The organism is Nocardia acidivorans NBRC 108247 (assembly GCF_001625085.1).
Taxonomy (GTDB): Bacteria; Actinomycetota; Actinomycetes; order Mycobacteriales; family Mycobacteriaceae; genus Nocardia; species Nocardia acidivorans.
Genome location: NZ_BDAW01000006.1, coordinates 45,278 through 61,212 on the forward strand (window position 1 = coordinate 45,278; position 15,935 = coordinate 61,212).

Sequence of the window (15,935 nt, forward strand, 5' to 3'; positions counted from 1 at the left end):
GGTCAGCCGAACGCGGAGCCGCCGCCATTCACATTCAGCTTCTGGCCGCTGAGATATTCCGCCTGCGCGGAGACCAGGAAGCGCACGGTATTGGCGATATCGCCCGGGCGGCACACTCGGCCGAACGGTGAACTCTCATCAAGTTTGCGGATATCGTCCATACCGGTGAGCGCCTTGACCAGGCGACGCCCCATCTCGGTGTCGACCAGCCCGGGGGCGACCACATTCACTCGAATGCCGTGCTTCTGTTCCTCTTTCGCGAGTGTGAAGGCCAGAGCCTCCAGCGCGGCCTTGGCCATGGTGTACGGCGCGCCACCGGGCGCGTATCCGGTGGAGGCGACGCTGGAGATCATAATGATGTCCCCGCGCGGACGGGATCGCATGGAGGGCAACACCAGTCGCGAGACATGGTGTGCGCCCAGGGCGTGCGTGGACATGACGCGCAGCAGTTCGGCGGGATCGGTATCGGCGACATATCTTCCGCGACTGGCGATTCCGGCATTGTTGACCAGCAGATCGATATAGCCGAACTCGTCGATGATCCGATCGACCATATGCTCGTCGTCCTCGATCGAATCCACACTGGCCCGCACGGCTATGGAGCGCCGGCCCGATGCCTGGACGGCGGCGACGGTTTCGGCGGCCGCCTCGGCGTCGGAGCGGTAGTTGATCGCCACATCCGCGCCGTCCTGCGCCAGGGCGAGGGCGATGGCACGGCCGATACCGCGTCCGCTGCCGGTGACCAGCGCTACGCGTCCTTCGAGATTCGTCATGAGAGTGGTTGTACCCCACGCTGAGCCAGCAGCAGGGTCATGATTCCCGCCTCCTGGGATTGCTCGGTGATCATGGCGCGCGCGGATTCCTTCACCGGACCGGATTTCACCAGCTTGTCCGCGGCCTGCGCCATGGCCACGCCGCCGCGATGGTGGCGCAGCATGAGTTGCAGGAAGTAGGTCTCCGCGTCGGCGCCCTTATCGGCGGAGAGCGCGTCCAGTTCCCGCATGGTGGCCATACCGGGCATGGTCGCGGTGCCGGTCATGGCCGAATGATCATGTCCGGCGGGCATATCGGCCTCGGGCATCCAGGACATCGGATGCGGATTGGTCGGTGAGGCATTGGCCAGGCGCAGCCAGCCCAGCAGGGTGCCGATCTCCAGGCGCTGGGTGTCGGAGATCTGCTGTGCCAGTTGCCGAATGGCCGGGTCGATGCCGGTGTCCAGGCGCTGCACCATGATCAGTGCCTGCTGGTGATGCGCCAGCATGTCCTGGGTGAAGCCGATCTCGGCCGGATTCAGCACGGCGGGAGCGGACTCGTTCTCGGGAATGACCAGCGGGCGCAACAGCATTCCGGCAATGCACAGCACGACGGCGATCACCCCGACCAGCGCGCCGCGGACCCGGCGATCGGCCGTCATGAACCCACCACGGAATGCTGATCGGCAGGCGGGGTGTAGACGTCGCCGGCGAGCTGCAACACCATGAAACCGTTGTCATTGCAGGTGGCCCACAACTGATTTCCGTGCCATTCCGGCGGGGAGAAGCACCAGTCGGTGGACAGATCGCCGAAGGCCACCATGCCGGTGCGGGACGACAGCGCCTGCGTCGGATCGAACTTGCCCTCCAGCATGGCGCGCGCCGCCGACGGGAACTCCATCACCGGTACCCCGATGATCGAGGCGAGCGCGTGCGGGGAGTTCCACAGCTCCAGGTTGCGGCCCTTGCGCGCGGGCGGATTGAAATACGCGATCTCCTTGGCGTGGAAGGGATCTCGCACATCGAAGACGCGGATACCGGACTCCTCCCAACCGCAGGCCAGGGCCGTGGGATTGTTCGGGCGGTCGGCGGCGCAGTAGTGCACATCGTAGGAGAAGACCGAACCGCCCATGGCCGAGGCCATGGCCGCGTCCTGGTTCTCCGGCAGGTTGATCTCCAGTTTGATCTTGGCCGCGACCTTCGGATTCGTGTCATCGGAGATATCGATGAGCTTCACCCCGCCCGCGCCGCCCTCATCGGCGGTGAACAGGTACGGCTGGCCGTCATAGATGACCGGAATACTGTGCTGGGTCGCCCAGCCATCCATCCAGAACACCCGGCCCAGATGGTTGACCTGCGGATTCGGATCGCGCCGCTGCACCGCGCTGATATCGAGGGTGGTGAAGCCGCCCAGTGCGGACAGGTACATGCGATTGCCGTCCGGGCTGATGCCGAAACCGTGCGCCTCGATACCGGTCAGGCCCTGCCAGATCACATGCGGATTGGTCGGATCGGTGAGATCGACCGCGCTGACGAAACCGGGGGCGATGCCCGAGGCCCAGTAGGTGTTGCCGTCCGGGGAGAAACCACCCTCGTGCGTGGTGATCGGCAGGGGCATCAGCAGATTCGTGCCGCTGCCCGGATTGAGCAGGCGCGGATGCGCACAGTCGGAGATGTCGTAGACCGACAGGAAGCCCGCGCCGATGCCGACCGGAACCCCGGTGCCCACCAACAGTTTTCGCTCGGCATTGACCTTGAGCGACTCCCAGGTGCCCGCCAGCATGGCGGGTTCGGTCAGGCTCGCGGTCTCCACCGGATTCGCCGGATCCGAGACGTCCAGCACCTGGACGCCCTGGGCGGGCCCGAGAATATTGCCCGGGAACATCGAGCCGGTGTACGAGCAGTGCTCGAACGTGGTGGAGGTGATCCCCGCACCCTTGCCCACATATCCGCCCACGAACGACATATTGCAGCGGTAACCCTGGGTGCTGCGGCCGCTGTCGCGGTCCGCGGCCGGAACATCGCCCTGCATACCGGTTTCGGGTAGCGCGTCGGGCCCGCACTCCGCGCGCGGCACCGAGGTGCGCCCCACATCGAAGAATTGCCGCACCGCGCTGCCGAGGTCATCGGCCGGATCCGCCGACGCCCCGCCGAGCGGCAGCATGGCCGCACACATCAGCGTCACCGCGAAAAGACCTGCGGGCCTGGACCGCCGCATTCCCGAGAACCGCCCCATCGCGGTGCCCCCCGTTCCCTCAAGAGCTGCCTGTCGTGACCCCGGGCACAGTACGGCCCCCAATGTGGTCACGGTTACGTCTCGGAACCGTAACCCATAAACTGACCGCTCGGTAGGGTGCGATCCGAATTAGGCGAGTGCGGCTGAACGACCCCCCGGAGCAGCTGTTATTACCGGAGGCTGCGTGCACGATCTCCGCCACCCCCGCCACGGCCTCCGCCACCCCGGTCTCGGGATCGCCGACGTGCGTCCCGGCCCCCGCCCGCCGCGACAGCCCCCGCACCTCACGCCCCCGCTCCCGAAGCCGTTCGGCCACAACCCGCCCCAGCACTCCGGTCCCGCCGGTCACCAAATAGGCCCCCATAAGCCAATACTTACCCGCGCCACCTTCCGCACGGCAGAAATCGGCTCTGCGGCTTGCTTTCGAGCGCGCTCGAACCTTTAGCGTCGGGGCCATGACGAACGAGACGAAGACATGGCTTATCACCGGTGCGAGTTCGGGGCTGGGGCTGGCGCTCGCGGAGGCGGCGCTCGCGGCCGGAGAGCGAGTGGTCGGGACGGCGCGGCGGGTCGACCGGTTCGAGGGGCTTGCGGGGCGGTATGGGGATCGGCTGCTTGCCGTCGAGCACGATGTGCGCGATACGGCGGGAGCGGCGGTGGTCGTGCGGCGGGCGCTGGAGGTGTTCGGGGGCGTCGACGTGCTCGTCAACAATGCCGGGGGCGGACAGGTTGGTGCGGCGGAGGAGATCACCGATGCCGCGCTGCGGGCCATGCTCGAACAACATCTGTTCGGTCCGGCCGCGTATGTTCGGGCCATGCTGCCGCACTTTCGGGAGCGTCGCTCGGGTGCGATCGTGCAGATGAGCAGCCAGGGCGGGCGGATGTCTTTTCCCGCCGTCGGCAGCTATTCGGCGGGTAAGTTCGCGCTCGAGGGCTGGTCGGAGGCGCTCGCGGGGGAGGTCGCACCGTTCGGCATTCGCGTCCTCATTGTCGAGCCCAGTCGTTTCCGCACCGCGTTCAACGCCGCCGATGTGCTCGAGACCGCGCAGTCGAGCTCGATCTACGACGGACCCATCGGTGCCGTGCGCGCGAACATGGCCGAGGCCGACGGTCGGCAGGAGGGCGATCCGGTTCGCGCCGCCCGGGTGATTCGAGACATGCTCGAGCAGCCCGACGCACCGCTGCGGCTGCCGCTCGGTGCCGAGGCGGTTCGCAATCTCACCCGCGTCTACCGCGGTGCGCTCGACGATGTGGAGAAATGGGCGTCCGTGAGTGAGTCGGCGGACTTCCCGAATATGCCGCCCGCGGTGCGCGCGTTCTGATCGCCGTACGCTGTACGCCATGGCGACCGAAGCGCTGATCGAACGCATCCTGGCGGCCGGTGACGGGCCGTCCTCGTCGGCGATCGACGCGCTGCACGAACTGCTCGACGACGCCACGATCGAGGCGTCGCCGACGCCCAGGAGTGTCGCCGAGGCCGCCCGGCTCGTCGGGCTGTCGGCGCACACCCTCCGGTATTACGAGCAGGAGGGACTCGTGCGGCCCGCGCGCAACGCCTCCGGGTACCGCGAGTACTCAGCGTTCGATCTGCGCCGCCTGGTCTTCCTCACTCGAATGCGGCTGTCGGGCATGACCATGGCCGACCTCAAGCGCTATATCGCGCTCGTCGAGCAAGGCCCGAGCACCATTCCCGAACGCCGCCGAATCATGCTCGACCAGCGAGACCGGATCAGACGACAGATTCGTGAGCTCGGCTTGGCGCTGGAGACCACCGAGTACAAGATCCGCGTCTACGACGGACACCCGGAAGGCTGATGCCGCCCACCGGCTCTCAGCGGCGGCCGGCTCGAATGTCCGGATGATCGCCGGAGTCGAGGAGGGCGTGGCAGATGTTCGTCAGTTGAGTGCGTAGGACTTCGGCGCGGGCGGCTATGTCGGCTTGGGCGCGGACGTATTCGGCGCGGCCGGAAGGGGTTTCGATCCGGATGGGGGTGTAGTCGTAGGCGGAGAGGTCGTAGGGGCTGGCCTTCATATCCAGTTCGCGGGCGGCGCAGGCCAATTCGAAACAGGCGAACAGCAGATCCGAGGGGATGAGCGGGGTCAGTTTGAAGCCCCACTTGTAGAGGTCCATGTTGGCGTGCAGGCAGCCGGGTTGTTCGCGTTGTTCCTGGGATTCGCGGGTGAGGGGTTCGATATTGAGGGGGACGGCCTCGGGGGTGAAGAAACGGAAAGCGTCGAAGTGCGTGCAGCGCAATTGCATTGACTCGACCACCGCGTCGGTGCCCGCGGAGCCCAGGCGCAGGGGGACAGCGTGCCGCAGGTCGTCGGTGCGGTAGACCATGGCCCATTCGTGCAGGCCGAAACAGGAGAGCTGGGCGGGGCGGGTGGCCGTTTTCTCCAGCAGACGGGTGACGAATTCGATGGTGCCGCGGCGCTTTTCGAGGAAGGCCGGGTCGGCGGTGACGGCGTCGGTGTGCGCGAGTTGGTGGTAGCCGCGGGCTTGCGCGTAATCGGGGGCCTCTGCGAGCGCTACGCCGAAGCCGGGGTGCCAACGTTTGAGCTGGGCGGGTTTGTGGCCGTAGTAGGTGAACAGGAAGTCGATGACGGGATGTTTGGTGCCCGCCGCCCGCTGATGCAGGTACGGTCCGACCAGGGCGTCGACGCGATCGCGGTGCGCCGCCGCCCGGGCACGCCACTGGACCTGCGGTAGAAACCGCAGGTCCAGGGCTTGCTCATGGTCGGCGTGGGTATTCACCCAGACATTCTCGCGTACCGGTCCGCGGTGACCGAATCGGCCCGATCTCGTTGCCGGGTCACGATCAACGTGGTTTCTGCCGGCTGCGACGTTCGGGTGACATGGACCAGCCCCAAACGGCCGAACACGCGATCCTGATCATCGGTGTTGGACTTATCTGGATCGCCCCCATCGTCGTGGCCGCCGTGATCCGTCGCACTCGACTGACGTTGGTCCTGCACCACGACTGCGATGCCGACCAGGGCGCGCTCTACTTCGTTTTCGGCGCGGTGATCTCACGTGCGAAATCGAGGTCGATATAACCTGCGGTTTTCGGGCTAGGCTCGATCTGCGGAATCACTTGTGCCACATCTCCGTTGCCCATTGATCTGACGTTTGCCACAGTTTCTGACGCAGGTGCGAGCCATCACCATGACATCGATATAGTGTGAAATGATGTCCAGGCTTTCCAAGATGCTTCGCGACAGCGCGCATCGCGTGGCCCGAGCAGCAGAGCGGTTCGCGGAGCATGAGGCGTCCTCGATTCGAGGCTGTGCCAACGACCTCTCCAAATCTGCCAGGACAATCGGGGGAGAGGACGATTGGCTCGCGAAGACGATAAATCATGCGGGCAGGGCGGATCGTGAACTAAGCCGGATCGAACCCAATCGTCGGCCATTGACCGCAGCACCCGATCTCTCGTCGGTACCAGGCGTGGACGAACTGCTACGGGTCCCAAGCTTGGACAACCGATGGCTTCGCGAGCAGCTATCCGGATTGGAACAGCAGTACGGTCCGTATCGCTTGCGGCTCACCGACGTGTCCTACTTCGGGCCCAACGGTTCCGGCGGGCATGCGGTCACCGGCTTCAGATTCAACGGTGAGATCATCGATGGTGCCGGAGGGCGCGTAGGCAGACTTGAACGGCACATCTATACAGAGCGCGGCGGGACGGTCGCATTCAACGCTCATATGCGCTTGGAACCGTCAGCTCGTGGCAGGGGCTTTTCGAGAGCTTTCACCGCTGCGATCAACGACTACTACCGTCGCTCGGGCGTCGCCCAGATCAAGGTCTTCGCCGTTCAGGACGGCTCCGTCGCCTGGGCGCGAGCGGGTTTCGACTTCGACCGTGATCCGGAAAAGCTGGCGCGAACGGTGTCCAGCATCAAGGACCGGGCCGCTGCGATCTATCCCGATTGCTCACCAGCCGACCGAAAGCAACTCGACAGGGTCTTGAAGCAGTTCAAGGGCGGCAAAGCGCGACCCCCGACAGCTGGCGAACTCGTCGAATTGACCGGCGTGGACCCAGAACTCGGCATAAAGCTGATGAAAGGTGCGTCCTGGCACGGTGTTCGGATGCTGTCAGCCGAGCCAGGATTTCCGAATACGTAGGAATGCGGTCGCCATAGCGTAGCGATTGGTTGATCGAGGCGATATGGACAGCGTTGGCGGTCCTGAGGATCCGGTCAGATCCCGAGGCGCGTCGCGATACCGTCGAGGACGGAGTCCAGCCCGATCTCGAACTGCCACTGCACATCGTCCTTGCGGTCCGCATTGTGGATATACCGTGAGTACATGGGGTAGCGGCCGGTCTTCATCAGCCAGGCCATCTGTGTGGCCAGTCCTGCGCGAGCCTCCTCGCGGGTGGCCCAGCCGCGGGCGTGCAGCATCCGACTCGTCCTGACTTCCGAGTCGACCGCGCCGTGCATATAGGCGATGACGGTGCTGTAGACCGCCATGGCGGTGTCCACATCGAGCCCGAGACCGTCGAGGACGGCGAGAGTCGCCTCCGGCACGGCCAATTGGTTCGGTGTCGGTGCGCCGTAAGCCGCTCGTGAGACCCAGGGGTGTCGCAGCAGGATTTCTCTGGTGCGCAGCGCGATGGACCGCATGGTCGCGCGCCAGCCGTCGGTGCCGTCGGGCAGATCCAGCTCGGCGTAGACGAAATCGACCATCAACTCGAGCAGTTCGTCCTTGCCGGTGACGTAGCGGTACGCCGCCATGGGAGCGACGCCGAGTTCGGTGGCCAGTCGGCGCATTGTCACCGCGTCGAGTCCTTCGGCGTCGGCGACCGCGACGGCGACCTCGGCGATCCGCCGGGGAGTCAAGGTGGCGCGGGGAGCTGGCACCGGCCGCTCTAGGCGCTCCCATAGCGAGACGAGGTCCTTGTCCTCGTTCGCCGACTGTTTCCCCTGAGGGGGCATCGGTTGGATTCCTTCCGCCGGATGATGTCGCATACAGCGTACCGGCCGTGGACAACGTACACACGGCTGTGTACGTTGTACTTTATGGATACAATGTACACATTGCCCGGAGGCTCCCATGGCTGAGTCGACCGATGGCGTCCTGCGGATCGCGGTAATCGTCGGCAGCGTCCGGGAGGGGCGGTTCGGCCCGGTCGTCGCCGACTGGATCACCGGACACATCGCTCAGCGCGAGGACATGAAAGCCGATCTGATCGACCTGGTGAAAACGCCACTGCCAACCGTTTTCCCGGCGTTCGGGCAGGCGCCTTCCGGCGAGGTCGTAGCGCAGTTGGCCGCGGTGTCGCCCCGGTTGGACCGAGCTGATGCCTTCGTGATCGTCACGCCCGAGTACAACCACAGTTTCCCCGCAGCGCTCAAGAACGCCCTCGACTGGCACAACGAGCAGTGGCAGGCCAAGCCGGTCGGATTTGTCTCATATGGCGGACTTTCCGGCGGGTTGCGCGCGGTGGAACAGCTTCGCGTCGTGCTCGCGGAGCTCCACGCGGTGACAATCCGAAACACGGTCAGTTTCCACAATGCCGCTCAGGTCTTCGATGCCGACCGCAAACCGTCTGACCCCGGGTGTGATGGCGCGGCCAAGGCCCTGCTCGACCAGCTCAGCTGGTGGGGTCGGTCGCTGCGCGAGGCCAAGCGCGTCCGCCCGTATGCCGTTTGACGCCGGAAAGCGAAGATCGATGACCACCAAGCTTCTCGAACGTACCAACGACATCCTGGTTCGCCCCTTCTCGATAGGACGCCTCACGCTGCCCAACCGCGTCGTGATGGCACCGATGACGCGCGAGTTCTCACCTGGCGGAGTGCCGGGGCACGGGGTCGCGCAGTACTACGCCCGACGGGCGGCGGCCGGTATCGGTTTGATCGTCACCGAAGGCACCTATGTCGGCCATGAGTCCGCGGGCAGTAGCGCACGGGTTCCGCACTTCTACGGTGACGAGGCTCTTGCCGGCTGGTCGGCCGTGGTCGATGCGGTTCATCAGGCGGGCGGCCGAATCATGCCGCAGTTGTGGCACGTCGGCATGGATCGCATGGTCGGCAATCCGCCGGTCCCCGACGCGCCGCGGATCGGCCCCTCCGGTATCGCGCTGGACGGCACCGCCTCGGGCCGAGAGATGACCCAGGCGGATATCGATGCCGTGATCGCCGCGTACGTCACGGCAGCGGTGTCCGCGGAAGCTCTGGGCTTCGACGGCATCGAGATCCATGGTGCCCACGGTTATCTGATCGACCAGTTCCTGTGGGCCCACACCAATCGGCGCACCGACGTTTACGGGGGCGACGTCATCGGCCGTACCCGTTTCGCCGCGGAGATTGTGGCCGCGTGCCGCGACAGCGTCGCTGGTGACTTCCCGATCTTCTTCCGCTTCTCCCAGTGGAAGGTCGGCCACTACCGGGCGCGGATAGCCCAGACACCACACGAATTGGAGACCATGCTCGGTCTGCTGGTCGACGCGGGCGTCGACGCCTTCCACTGCTCGACCCGGCGGCTGCAATTCCCCGAGTTCGAGGGGTCCGATCTGAACCTGGCCGGCTGGGCCAGAAAGCTCTCCGGGAAACCCGCCGTCAGTGTCGGCTCGGTGGGGCTGGGTGATGAGTTCCCACATATGTCACCCGGCAAGGTCACCGATATCGGTGAGTTGCTCGACCGCATGGAGCGCGACGAGTTCGACCTGGTGGCCGTCGGCCGGGCCCTGCTGGGGGATCCGGAGTGGCTGACGAAGGTCCTCGCGGGCCGCACCGATGAACTGACCCATTTCCATGGCGGCCTGCTCGGCAGTCTCCGCTGAAACGATTGGAGCACAGAACAATGCACAACCGACCTACGCTCGGCGATCCAGCACGGGCCACCACTGCCCACGAGGTCGCCGCTCGCTTCGCCGAAGGTCTGCAACAATCCGGCGCGGCGGGCGACGCGGACGGCTATGACGGCGCCTTTGCCGCAGATGTGGTGTGGGGCAGTCCATACGGTGCGTCGGTAGTCGGCTACGCCGAATTGAACGCCATTCACCGCCGCTTGATGGACGCACAGGTCGCGCCGCCGTCACAGTTCGAAGTCGTCGTTGCGACGTCCCCGACACCGAAGGTCGTGCTGACCCAAATCCGCAGGCGTGCAACCGAACCGGGTGGATTCTCCGAGAACGCGATGTACGTACTGGTCGAGCGGAACGGCCGATGGTGGCTCGCGGGCGCTCAGAACACACCGATCACGCAGCCACCCGGACGAACCGACTCCACTCCACCGACTCCACCGACTCCTCAGGCGGCGGCGTCTGAGTCCGCTGCCAGTGCGGCCGTTCAGGAGGGCTTGTCATGACAGGGAATTCAGAGATCCGGTTGGGCGTCGTCCGGGGCATCCAGTACGGGCTGATCGACGAGACCGACGACTTCACGCCGCGGGTGCGCCAACTCGGGGCCGGTGGGGTCCGGGTGTTCTTCTACTGGTCGCAGCTCGAACCCGAACCGGGACGATACGATTGGACGGCCGTGGACGCGGTGCTCGAGCAGAGCGACGAGGACACCGAACTGTGGTTCACGATCACCGCGTCCTCGCCGTGGGGATCGACCCGTGCCACCGATTTCCTACCCGCCTCCGTGCCCCACAACCCCGACGGCTACGCCGCCATGGTGCGTACATTGGTTGAGCATTGTGGCGGCCGGGTGCGGTACTGGCAGTGCGAGAACGAACCTTCGAGCGGATTGTTCTGGGCGGACTCGGCCGATGACTACGTCCGGCATCTCGCCCGCTTCCGGGCGGCCGTCAAAGCGGGTGACCCAGCGGGCCAGGTCGTCCTCGGCGGTTGCGTGCCAGGTGTTTTCGCGAACATGGACGAGCCCGATTCCGAGCGTGAGTTCTTCCTACACGTGATCCACGCCGGTCACGACTCTTACGACGTGTTCGATCTGCACCCCTATGGTGACCCGTACCTGGTGCCGGGCATGGTCGCCAACGCCCGGGCCGCGCTGCGTGCCGCCGGAGGCGAGAAGCCGGTCGTGGTGGGCGAATACAACGGTCCGCTTCTCGTCGAGTTTCCGGAACTGTTCAGCGAGTTGACCGATGTGCTGGCCACCGAACCCCTGCGGCCCTGGCACGCACTGACCGTCGCTGATTTCCGTTCGGGACAGACCGTCATGACCGAGTCTCGTACGGCCATGGAACGCCTGTACGAGCGTATGCCCGAATTGCCTCCCGCTCTCCAGATGTTCATGCTCGACTGCCCGCCCGAGGCGGAGGCCGAACGGCACCGGCTCAATGCCGATGACATCGTGATCCGCAATGTTCTCGCGCTATCGTGCGGCATCGACCGCACCTTCTGTTGGCAACTCGGGCCTGACACACCAGAACCCGCTGAGCGTTTTTCGTTCCTGGGCCTGCTGTTTCTGAAGTTCGCGCTTTTCGGCTACGACAACCAGCAGCAGCCGGTGGGCTATCCCTGCGCGAGCGCATTCGCCGAGCTGTCCTTACGCCTCGACGGCGCCAAGGCCGTCGAGCGAATTCCTGTGCCAGATCGGCCCGATGCCTATATTTTCGATCTCGTCGGAACCGAATGGCAGGTCGGCTGGTTGCGCCGAGAGTACCCAGCCGCGGAACCAAACCCACTGGTGTGGAACAACACCGCCCTGGGTTCCCGTCCGAGCTATATGCGCGGCGGCCACTGAACAAGCTCGGGCGTCGCGCCTATGTCAACCCAGCCTCCATCGAGGCAACCGGACGGGGTGCAGGCCGACGACCGGCGAACGTCGGATGGCTGGCAGGCGTTCGGGCCGAATGCCTCTATCTGTTGCCCGCCAGCAATGTCAGGCAGTGGTCGGACCGCGCCGAGAACTATCGGTTTCCGTTCGATTCTCGTAATGTGGTGGATTTTCACGTCGATTCGGTGTGCGGCCGATATAGCCGAAGCGCCGACGACCTCGCGAACGATGACGCGTTCAGCTTTGGTCGAGAGGTCCCAGATCTCGGACGATGCGGGTGAAGGCGCGGATTTGTTCGCGGTCGCGGTCGCTGCGCCAGATCAGTGCCCATTGGACCAGATGGGAATCGGTGATCGGCAGGTAGGTGACGCCGGGACGGTTGTAGTAGCGGGCGATGTGGCTCATGCCCGTGGTGAGTGCGGTGCTGGTACTGACGGTGGTGAGAATGTCTTCGAGGGTTGAGATTTCGGTGACCCGTTCGATCGGTCTGCCCTTGGGGGTGTAGAAGGGGCTGACCGAATCTTCCCAGTATTCGGGTAGCGGTGCACTGGGCTTGAAGACGCCGAAAACACCGAAGTCCTCCAATGTCAGGTGGTGCTCCTCGGCGAGTACATGGTTTCCGGGCAGCACCGCCACCATCGGCTCCGCGGAAATGATGGGACCAACCGTCAATCCGGGTTCTTCCACCGGCAGCCAGGCGATGAGGATATCGGCCTCGCCGCGATGCAATGGTCCGAACTGGTCACCGAATTCGGTACTGCGAATCTGCAACTCCCACTCCGGATGTCGTCGACGGAACGTATCCCAATACGGTTGGTAGTCATAGGGGTTGTAGCCGATCATCGCCACGCGCAGCACGCCCGAGATGCCCAAGGCCGCCGAGCGGGCGTTCTCGATGGCATGCAGCACGCCGTGGTACGCCGGCCGGAGCTCGGCGAGCAACTGGTGTCCGAGTGGAGTGACCTGCACATTGCGCGGGTTGGAGCGGTCCACCAGGCGACCGCCGATGCGGCGTTCCTGATTCTTGATCGACTGACTGATCCTTGCTTGGGACAAGTGCAGCCGTTGTGCGGTGCGCCCGAAATGCAGTTCCTCGGCCAGCACCAGGAAGATTTCGATGTCCCGCAATTCCATGCCGACATTGTGCTCCTCCCCGATTGGCGCTGCGAATCGGGAATCGGGAGTACGACGCTCAGATCACCTTCGCGAAGAAGTCGCATATGTCGTAGAGAAGCACGTCCGGTGCTTGGTGGGCCGGCCAGCGGCCACCGACGCCCCGGGTGCTGGCTGTTCTGTTCAATGAACCGTATGATCACCGCCGGGTGGGGCCGAGCTCCGAGGTGAAATACGCACTCGCAGAACGCAATATCTCGTTGAGCCGCCCAACACCGCCACCCGCTTCCTCAACGCGCGGTTCTCAGCGGCAAGGCAAGTGGTGGGCCTATCGTTGCGTTCGCCAGCGTTGTTCTCGGGCTGGCGGATCGAGTTCCTCGCCGCCGCAGTCGTTGTCGTCAGGTCAGCCGGTGATGGACTGGAAGATCTTCACGCCCACCAGAACCACCGCGATGAGCAGATAGCCGCGCAGGGCGATCATTCCGGCCATGCGGCCCATCGAGAACGCCGGGCGTTCCAGGGTGTCCAGCGCGGGTGTGCGGAAGGCGTCGCGGTCGGCTTCGAGGATGGCCTTGCGCTCGGCGCGGGTCAGCGGGGTCGACTCGAGTTCCTCGACCTGGTCAGGGTCGAGACCGCCGAGTTCGGCCGCGGTGCGTTCGGTGGCCCTGCGCTGTCCGCGCCGCCAGGCCGGCAGCATGGCCGCGCCGCCGAGGATGCCGATGAGAGCGCCTGCGCCGAAACCGATTTCGAGGGTCTGGGTGGACAGGTTGGGGAAGAAGGTTGCGGCGGTGAGGGCCAGTGATAGCAGTACCAGCGACCAGACGATGACGCCCGCGACGATGTTCTGCCGCACGGTGTTCACCCACGGGCCCAGGACGGCCTTGTCGTTGCAGAGCAGGACCAGGAACACCGTGGCCGAGGGCAGCAGCACACCGGCCAGTGCCTGCACGCCCTGGGTCAGCAGGCCGAGCACGTGGTCCGGGCTGAAGGACACCGCGGCGGCGATCGCGAGCAGCGTGGCGTATCCGGCGTAGAAGATCGGGGCTTCGGTGATCTTCCAGTGCAGCGAGTGCCGCTTGCCGAGGGTGTCGCCGAGCGCGTAGGTGGTGGCCAGGCCGACCGCGTTCGCGCCGATCAGCGAGGCGTCGAGCAGCAGGATCGCGAACAGCGCACCGACGGTCGGGCCCATGTGGTCGTGCAGCGCCCGTGCCACCGCCCCGGCGTCGGTGAAATTGCCGATCGCGTCGGTCCCGGCGAGGCCGAACGAGGCCGCGCACATGATGGCGATGGCACCGGCCATGACCACGACGATGCCCACGATCAGGTCGTAGCGCTCATAGCGGATCCAGCGCGGGGTGATGCGCTTGTCGACGATGTTGGACTGCTGGAAGAACAGCTGCCAGGGGGCGACGGTGGTACCGACGATGGCCACGATGAGCAGCAGCAGCGTCGAGTTCAGCCCGCCGGGGAAAGACGGCAGGAACCCGTGGCCGACCTCGGATACCTTGGGGCGCACCATGAACGTGAGCGGGAAGATGACGATGTTCAGTGCGATCAGCCCGAACAGGAATCGTTCCCAGCGCCGGAACGAACCACCGGCGACGACCGCGAACAGCAGTACGGCGGCCAGTGGGATCGAAATGCCCCTGGGCAGGCCGAAATAGCCCAAGGCCATGGAGACGCCGATGAATTCGGTGACGATGGTCAGCGCGTTCACGATGAACAGGTCGCCGACGCTGAACGCGCCCCAAAACTTGCCGAAGCGGTCGAAGATCAAGCGCGCGTGGCCGACTCCGGCGACCGCGCCCAGGCGCACCACCATTTCCTGGTTCACGTACAACACCGGGATCAGGAGGACCAGCGTCCATACCAGCGCCATGCCGTAGTTCTGTCCGGCTTGGGCGTAGGTGGCCACGCCACCGGCGTCGTTGTCGCCGACCATGACGATCAGGCCGGGGCCGATGACGGCCAGCAGCATGCGGAAACGCTGCCAGCGGGAACGTCCTTCGAGGGTGTCGTGCTGACTGATGGAGCCCAACGCGCCATGGATGTCGCCGACGTGGGCGCTGTCCATGACGGCGCCGGTGGGCTGAACGTCGGCGACGGCGGTGGTGTTGCGGCGCGGCGCGCCGTTCGAGAAGAAGGCCATTGCCTTTCCCCGCTTTCATCATCAGGTGTCGAGCAAGGTCGTACCTCCGGCGGGCTGCGACCGCCGGAGGGTCCGGAGAACAAGTGATGTGTGGTCCACGCGGGACCCGCGTGGATCTACGCGCGGAAGCCGCGGCCGCCGAGCGAGGCGGTGTACACCGCCGAACGGCCGCGGGCCGCACGCAGGTTGTGGCGTTCGGCCTCGGTGAGGGTGTGGCGGGCGCGCACGCGCCGGGTGCTCTCACCGAGGACCGACAGCACGGTCATCGGGGTACGGGCACGGGTGAAGGTGGGGAAGGTCATGGCAGGCTCCTTCGAGCACAAGCGGCTCATCGGCTGCCCGGACACAGCAGGAGTCCGAAACTCACTGCCGCACAAGCGAATATGCGTTCAGTGCGAGAGCGCGTCGGAATCAGGCAATGGCCAGGCCGCGGCAAGCCGGAACGACAAGGATTTTCGAACCGGACTCGGATACGGACTATCGCCGGACTTCATGTCGTCCCTCACCTCCTTGCCGTCTGGGCGCGCACGCCGAAACCTTCACAACGCCGCACAACGCGAGACAGAGGGGAAACGTTCACCATGAGCGTGAACGAGCACCCCTCTCGTCAGAGCTTCGGCACTATACGACGTATCCCGTTGCGCGGGAAGCCACTTCGGGTGACCCCTTAATCCGGGGAAACCTGTCCTAACCCTGGGCGTCTCTCGACGTCGTCGGATCAGTGGCCTTTGTTCGTACAGGAGCCTCGCCTAGCGAGGTGCTGACCGAGCAATATTGGACCCGCACGGTGGGAATGTCAAGCCAGGGTCTGCTGTGTGAGGATCGCCGCCGGAGCTGGAACGACGCTGTGACGCAACCGGTTCGATCACGGAAAGCTTCTCTGAACTGGGGATTCATGTGCGCAATCATGCACCTGTCATTGGTGTGCCGCGCTGGAACGTCTGTGAACGCACGCTCACGCCGATGACACGACGCTCCCGGCCCTAACCCGATCCGC

At 65.2% G+C, this 15,935-nt stretch carries 17 protein-coding genes and 1 riboswitch; of the genes, 8 read left to right on the forward strand and 9 right to left on the reverse strand.

Going from position 1 to position 15,935, the window contains the following annotated elements; translation table 11 throughout:
- Nucleotides 1-2: 2 nt before the first annotated feature.
- The 4 genes from NA10_RS01900 to NA10_RS39060 all read right to left on the reverse strand — a co-directional run bounded on the left by NA10_RS01900 (nt 3) and on the right by NA10_RS39060 (nt 3,445).
- The gene (locus NA10_RS01900) at nt 3-773 is read right to left on the reverse strand and encodes an SDR family NAD(P)-dependent oxidoreductase (protein WP_067562510.1); all 771 of its coding nucleotides are present in this window, start codon (nt 771-773) and stop codon (nt 3-5) included.
- A complete protein-coding gene (locus tag NA10_RS01905) occupies nt 770-1,414 on the reverse strand; it encodes a DUF305 domain-containing protein (RefSeq protein ID WP_067562512.1) in 645 nt (214 codons plus the stop codon). Before NA10_RS01905 ends, NA10_RS01900 begins: the two co-directional genes overlap by 4 nt.
- Entirely contained in the window at nt 1,411-2,928 is a 1,518-nt protein-coding gene (locus NA10_RS01910; RefSeq protein ID WP_245676965.1) for an LVIVD repeat-containing protein, read from the reverse strand. The genes NA10_RS01905 and NA10_RS01910 overlap by 4 nt, the downstream gene beginning before the upstream one ends.
- A gap of 79 nt (nt 2,929-3,007) precedes the next feature.
- A complete protein-coding gene (locus tag NA10_RS39060) occupies nt 3,008-3,445 on the reverse strand; it encodes an NAD-dependent epimerase/dehydratase family protein (RefSeq protein ID WP_307188371.1) in 438 nt (145 codons plus the stop codon).
- Between NA10_RS39060 and NA10_RS01915 the strand changes: the two genes are divergently transcribed.
- The gene (locus tag NA10_RS01915) at nt 3,444-4,310 is read left to right on the forward strand and encodes an SDR family NAD(P)-dependent oxidoreductase (RefSeq protein ID WP_067562518.1); all 867 of its coding nucleotides are present in this window, start codon (nt 3,444-3,446) and stop codon (nt 4,308-4,310) included. The genes NA10_RS39060 and NA10_RS01915 overlap by 2 nt on opposite strands.
- Before the next feature lie 19 nt (nt 4,311-4,329).
- Nucleotides 4,330-4,803, forward strand: a complete 474-nt coding sequence (locus NA10_RS01920) for a MerR family transcriptional regulator (RefSeq protein ID WP_067562520.1) — start codon at nt 4,330-4,332, stop codon at nt 4,801-4,803.
- Nucleotides 4,804-4,819: 16 nt separating this feature from the next.
- On the opposite strand, the gene NA10_RS01925 is transcribed toward NA10_RS01920, so the two are convergent.
- Entirely contained in the window at nt 4,820-5,707 is an 888-nt protein-coding gene (locus NA10_RS01925) for a 3-methyladenine DNA glycosylase (protein WP_067562717.1), read from the reverse strand.
- Between the two features lie 137 nt (nt 5,708-5,844).
- On the opposite strand from NA10_RS01925, the gene NA10_RS01930 reads away from it, so the two are divergent.
- Complete coding sequence (locus tag NA10_RS01930; RefSeq protein WP_067562523.1) at nt 5,845-6,045, forward strand: hypothetical protein; 201 nt, start codon at nt 5,845-5,847, stop codon at nt 6,043-6,045.
- Between the two features lie 133 nt (nt 6,046-6,178).
- Nucleotides 6,179-7,114, forward strand: a complete 936-nt coding sequence (locus NA10_RS01935) for a hypothetical protein (RefSeq protein ID WP_157555946.1) — start codon at nt 6,179-6,181, stop codon at nt 7,112-7,114.
- 74 nt (nt 7,115-7,188) lie between these two features.
- Here the strand turns inward: NA10_RS01935 and NA10_RS01940 are convergent, their stop codons facing one another.
- Complete coding sequence (locus NA10_RS01940; protein WP_067562527.1) at nt 7,189-7,926, reverse strand: TetR/AcrR family transcriptional regulator; 738 nt, start codon at nt 7,924-7,926, stop codon at nt 7,189-7,191.
- Between the two features lie 118 nt (nt 7,927-8,044).
- On the opposite strand from NA10_RS01940, the gene NA10_RS01945 reads away from it, so the two are divergent.
- The 4 genes from NA10_RS01945 (at nt 8,045) to NA10_RS01955 (ending at nt 11,643) form a co-directional block, all read left to right on the forward strand.
- On the forward strand, nt 8,045-8,644 hold the full coding sequence (locus NA10_RS01945; protein ID WP_067562529.1) for an NADPH-dependent FMN reductase: 600 nt from the start codon (nt 8,045-8,047) through the stop codon (nt 8,642-8,644).
- A gap of 19 nt (nt 8,645-8,663) precedes the next feature.
- Nucleotides 8,664-9,773 (forward strand): NADH:flavin oxidoreductase, encoded by a 1,110-nt coding sequence (locus tag NA10_RS01950; protein ID WP_067562532.1) that lies wholly within the window; start codon nt 8,664-8,666, stop codon nt 9,771-9,773.
- A gap of 20 nt (nt 9,774-9,793) precedes the next feature.
- Nucleotides 9,794-10,300 carry a Cif family virulence factor gene (locus NA10_RS35190; protein ID WP_174562462.1) on the forward strand — a complete coding sequence of 169 codons (507 nt, stop codon included), beginning with the start codon at nt 9,794-9,796 and terminating at the stop codon, nt 10,298-10,300.
- 170 nt (nt 10,301-10,470) lie between these two features.
- A complete protein-coding gene (locus tag NA10_RS01955; protein WP_157555948.1) occupies nt 10,471-11,643 on the forward strand; it encodes a glycoside hydrolase family protein in 1,173 nt (390 codons plus the stop codon).
- A gap of 270 nt (nt 11,644-11,913) precedes the next feature.
- Here NA10_RS01955 and NA10_RS01960 read toward each other — a convergent pair whose 3' ends face one another.
- From NA10_RS01960 to NA10_RS01970, 3 genes are all read right to left on the reverse strand, one after another.
- Nucleotides 11,914-12,810, reverse strand: a complete 897-nt coding sequence (locus NA10_RS01960; RefSeq protein WP_067562537.1) for a LysR family transcriptional regulator — start codon at nt 12,808-12,810, stop codon at nt 11,914-11,916.
- Nucleotides 12,811-13,192: 382 nt separating this feature from the next.
- Nucleotides 13,193-14,938, reverse strand: a complete 1,746-nt coding sequence (locus tag NA10_RS01965; RefSeq protein WP_067562540.1) for an NRAMP family divalent metal transporter — start codon at nt 14,936-14,938, stop codon at nt 13,193-13,195.
- A gap of 116 nt (nt 14,939-15,054) precedes the next feature.
- Complete coding sequence (locus tag NA10_RS01970) at nt 15,055-15,240, reverse strand: hypothetical protein (RefSeq protein WP_067562542.1); 186 nt, start codon at nt 15,238-15,240, stop codon at nt 15,055-15,057.
- 290 nt (nt 15,241-15,530) lie between these two features.
- Nucleotides 15,531-15,702: riboswitch (M-box (ykoK) riboswitch) on the reverse strand.
- Nucleotides 15,703-15,935: the final 233 nt, after the last annotated feature.

What these genes read in the sequence shown, in the direction of transcription:
- NA10_RS01920 (WP_067562520.1), top strand. Translation starts at nt 4,330, where the DNA reads ATGGCGACCGAAGCGCTGATCGAACGCATCCTGGCGGCCGGTGACGGG.
- NA10_RS01905 (WP_067562512.1), bottom strand. Translation starts at nt 1,414, where the DNA reads ATGACGGCCGATCGCCGGGTCCGCGGCGCGCTGGTCGGGGTGATCGCC.
- NA10_RS01900 (WP_067562510.1), bottom strand. Translation starts at nt 773, where the DNA reads ATGACGAATCTCGAAGGACGCGTAGCGCTGGTCACCGGCAGCGGACGC.
- NA10_RS01965 (WP_067562540.1), bottom strand. Translation starts at nt 14,938, where the DNA reads ATGGCCTTCTTCTCGAACGGCGCGCCGCGCCGCAACACCACCGCCGTC.
- NA10_RS01935 (WP_157555946.1), top strand. Translation starts at nt 6,179, where the DNA reads ATGTCCAGGCTTTCCAAGATGCTTCGCGACAGCGCGCATCGCGTGGCC.
- NA10_RS35190 (WP_174562462.1), top strand. Translation starts at nt 9,794, where the DNA reads ATGCACAACCGACCTACGCTCGGCGATCCAGCACGGGCCACCACTGCC.
- NA10_RS01910 (WP_245676965.1), bottom strand. Translation starts at nt 2,928, where the DNA reads ATGTGTGCGGCCATGCTGCCGCTCGGCGGGGCGTCGGCGGATCCGGCC.
- NA10_RS01940 (WP_067562527.1), bottom strand. Translation starts at nt 7,926, where the DNA reads ATGCCCCCTCAGGGGAAACAGTCGGCGAACGAGGACAAGGACCTCGTC.
- NA10_RS01915 (WP_067562518.1), top strand. Translation starts at nt 3,444, where the DNA reads ATGACGAACGAGACGAAGACATGGCTTATCACCGGTGCGAGTTCGGGG.
- NA10_RS39060 (WP_307188371.1), bottom strand. Translation starts at nt 3,445, where the DNA reads ATGGCCCCGACGCTAAAGGTTCGAGCGCGCTCGAAAGCAAGCCGCAGA.
- NA10_RS01945 (WP_067562529.1), top strand. Translation starts at nt 8,045, where the DNA reads ATGGCTGAGTCGACCGATGGCGTCCTGCGGATCGCGGTAATCGTCGGC.
- NA10_RS01950 (WP_067562532.1), top strand. Translation starts at nt 8,664, where the DNA reads ATGACCACCAAGCTTCTCGAACGTACCAACGACATCCTGGTTCGCCCC.
- NA10_RS01960 (WP_067562537.1), bottom strand. Translation starts at nt 12,810, where the DNA reads ATGGAATTGCGGGACATCGAAATCTTCCTGGTGCTGGCCGAGGAACTG.
- NA10_RS01970 (WP_067562542.1), bottom strand. Translation starts at nt 15,240, where the DNA reads ATGACCTTCCCCACCTTCACCCGTGCCCGTACCCCGATGACCGTGCTG.
- NA10_RS01930 (WP_067562523.1), top strand. Translation starts at nt 5,845, where the DNA reads ATGGACCAGCCCCAAACGGCCGAACACGCGATCCTGATCATCGGTGTT.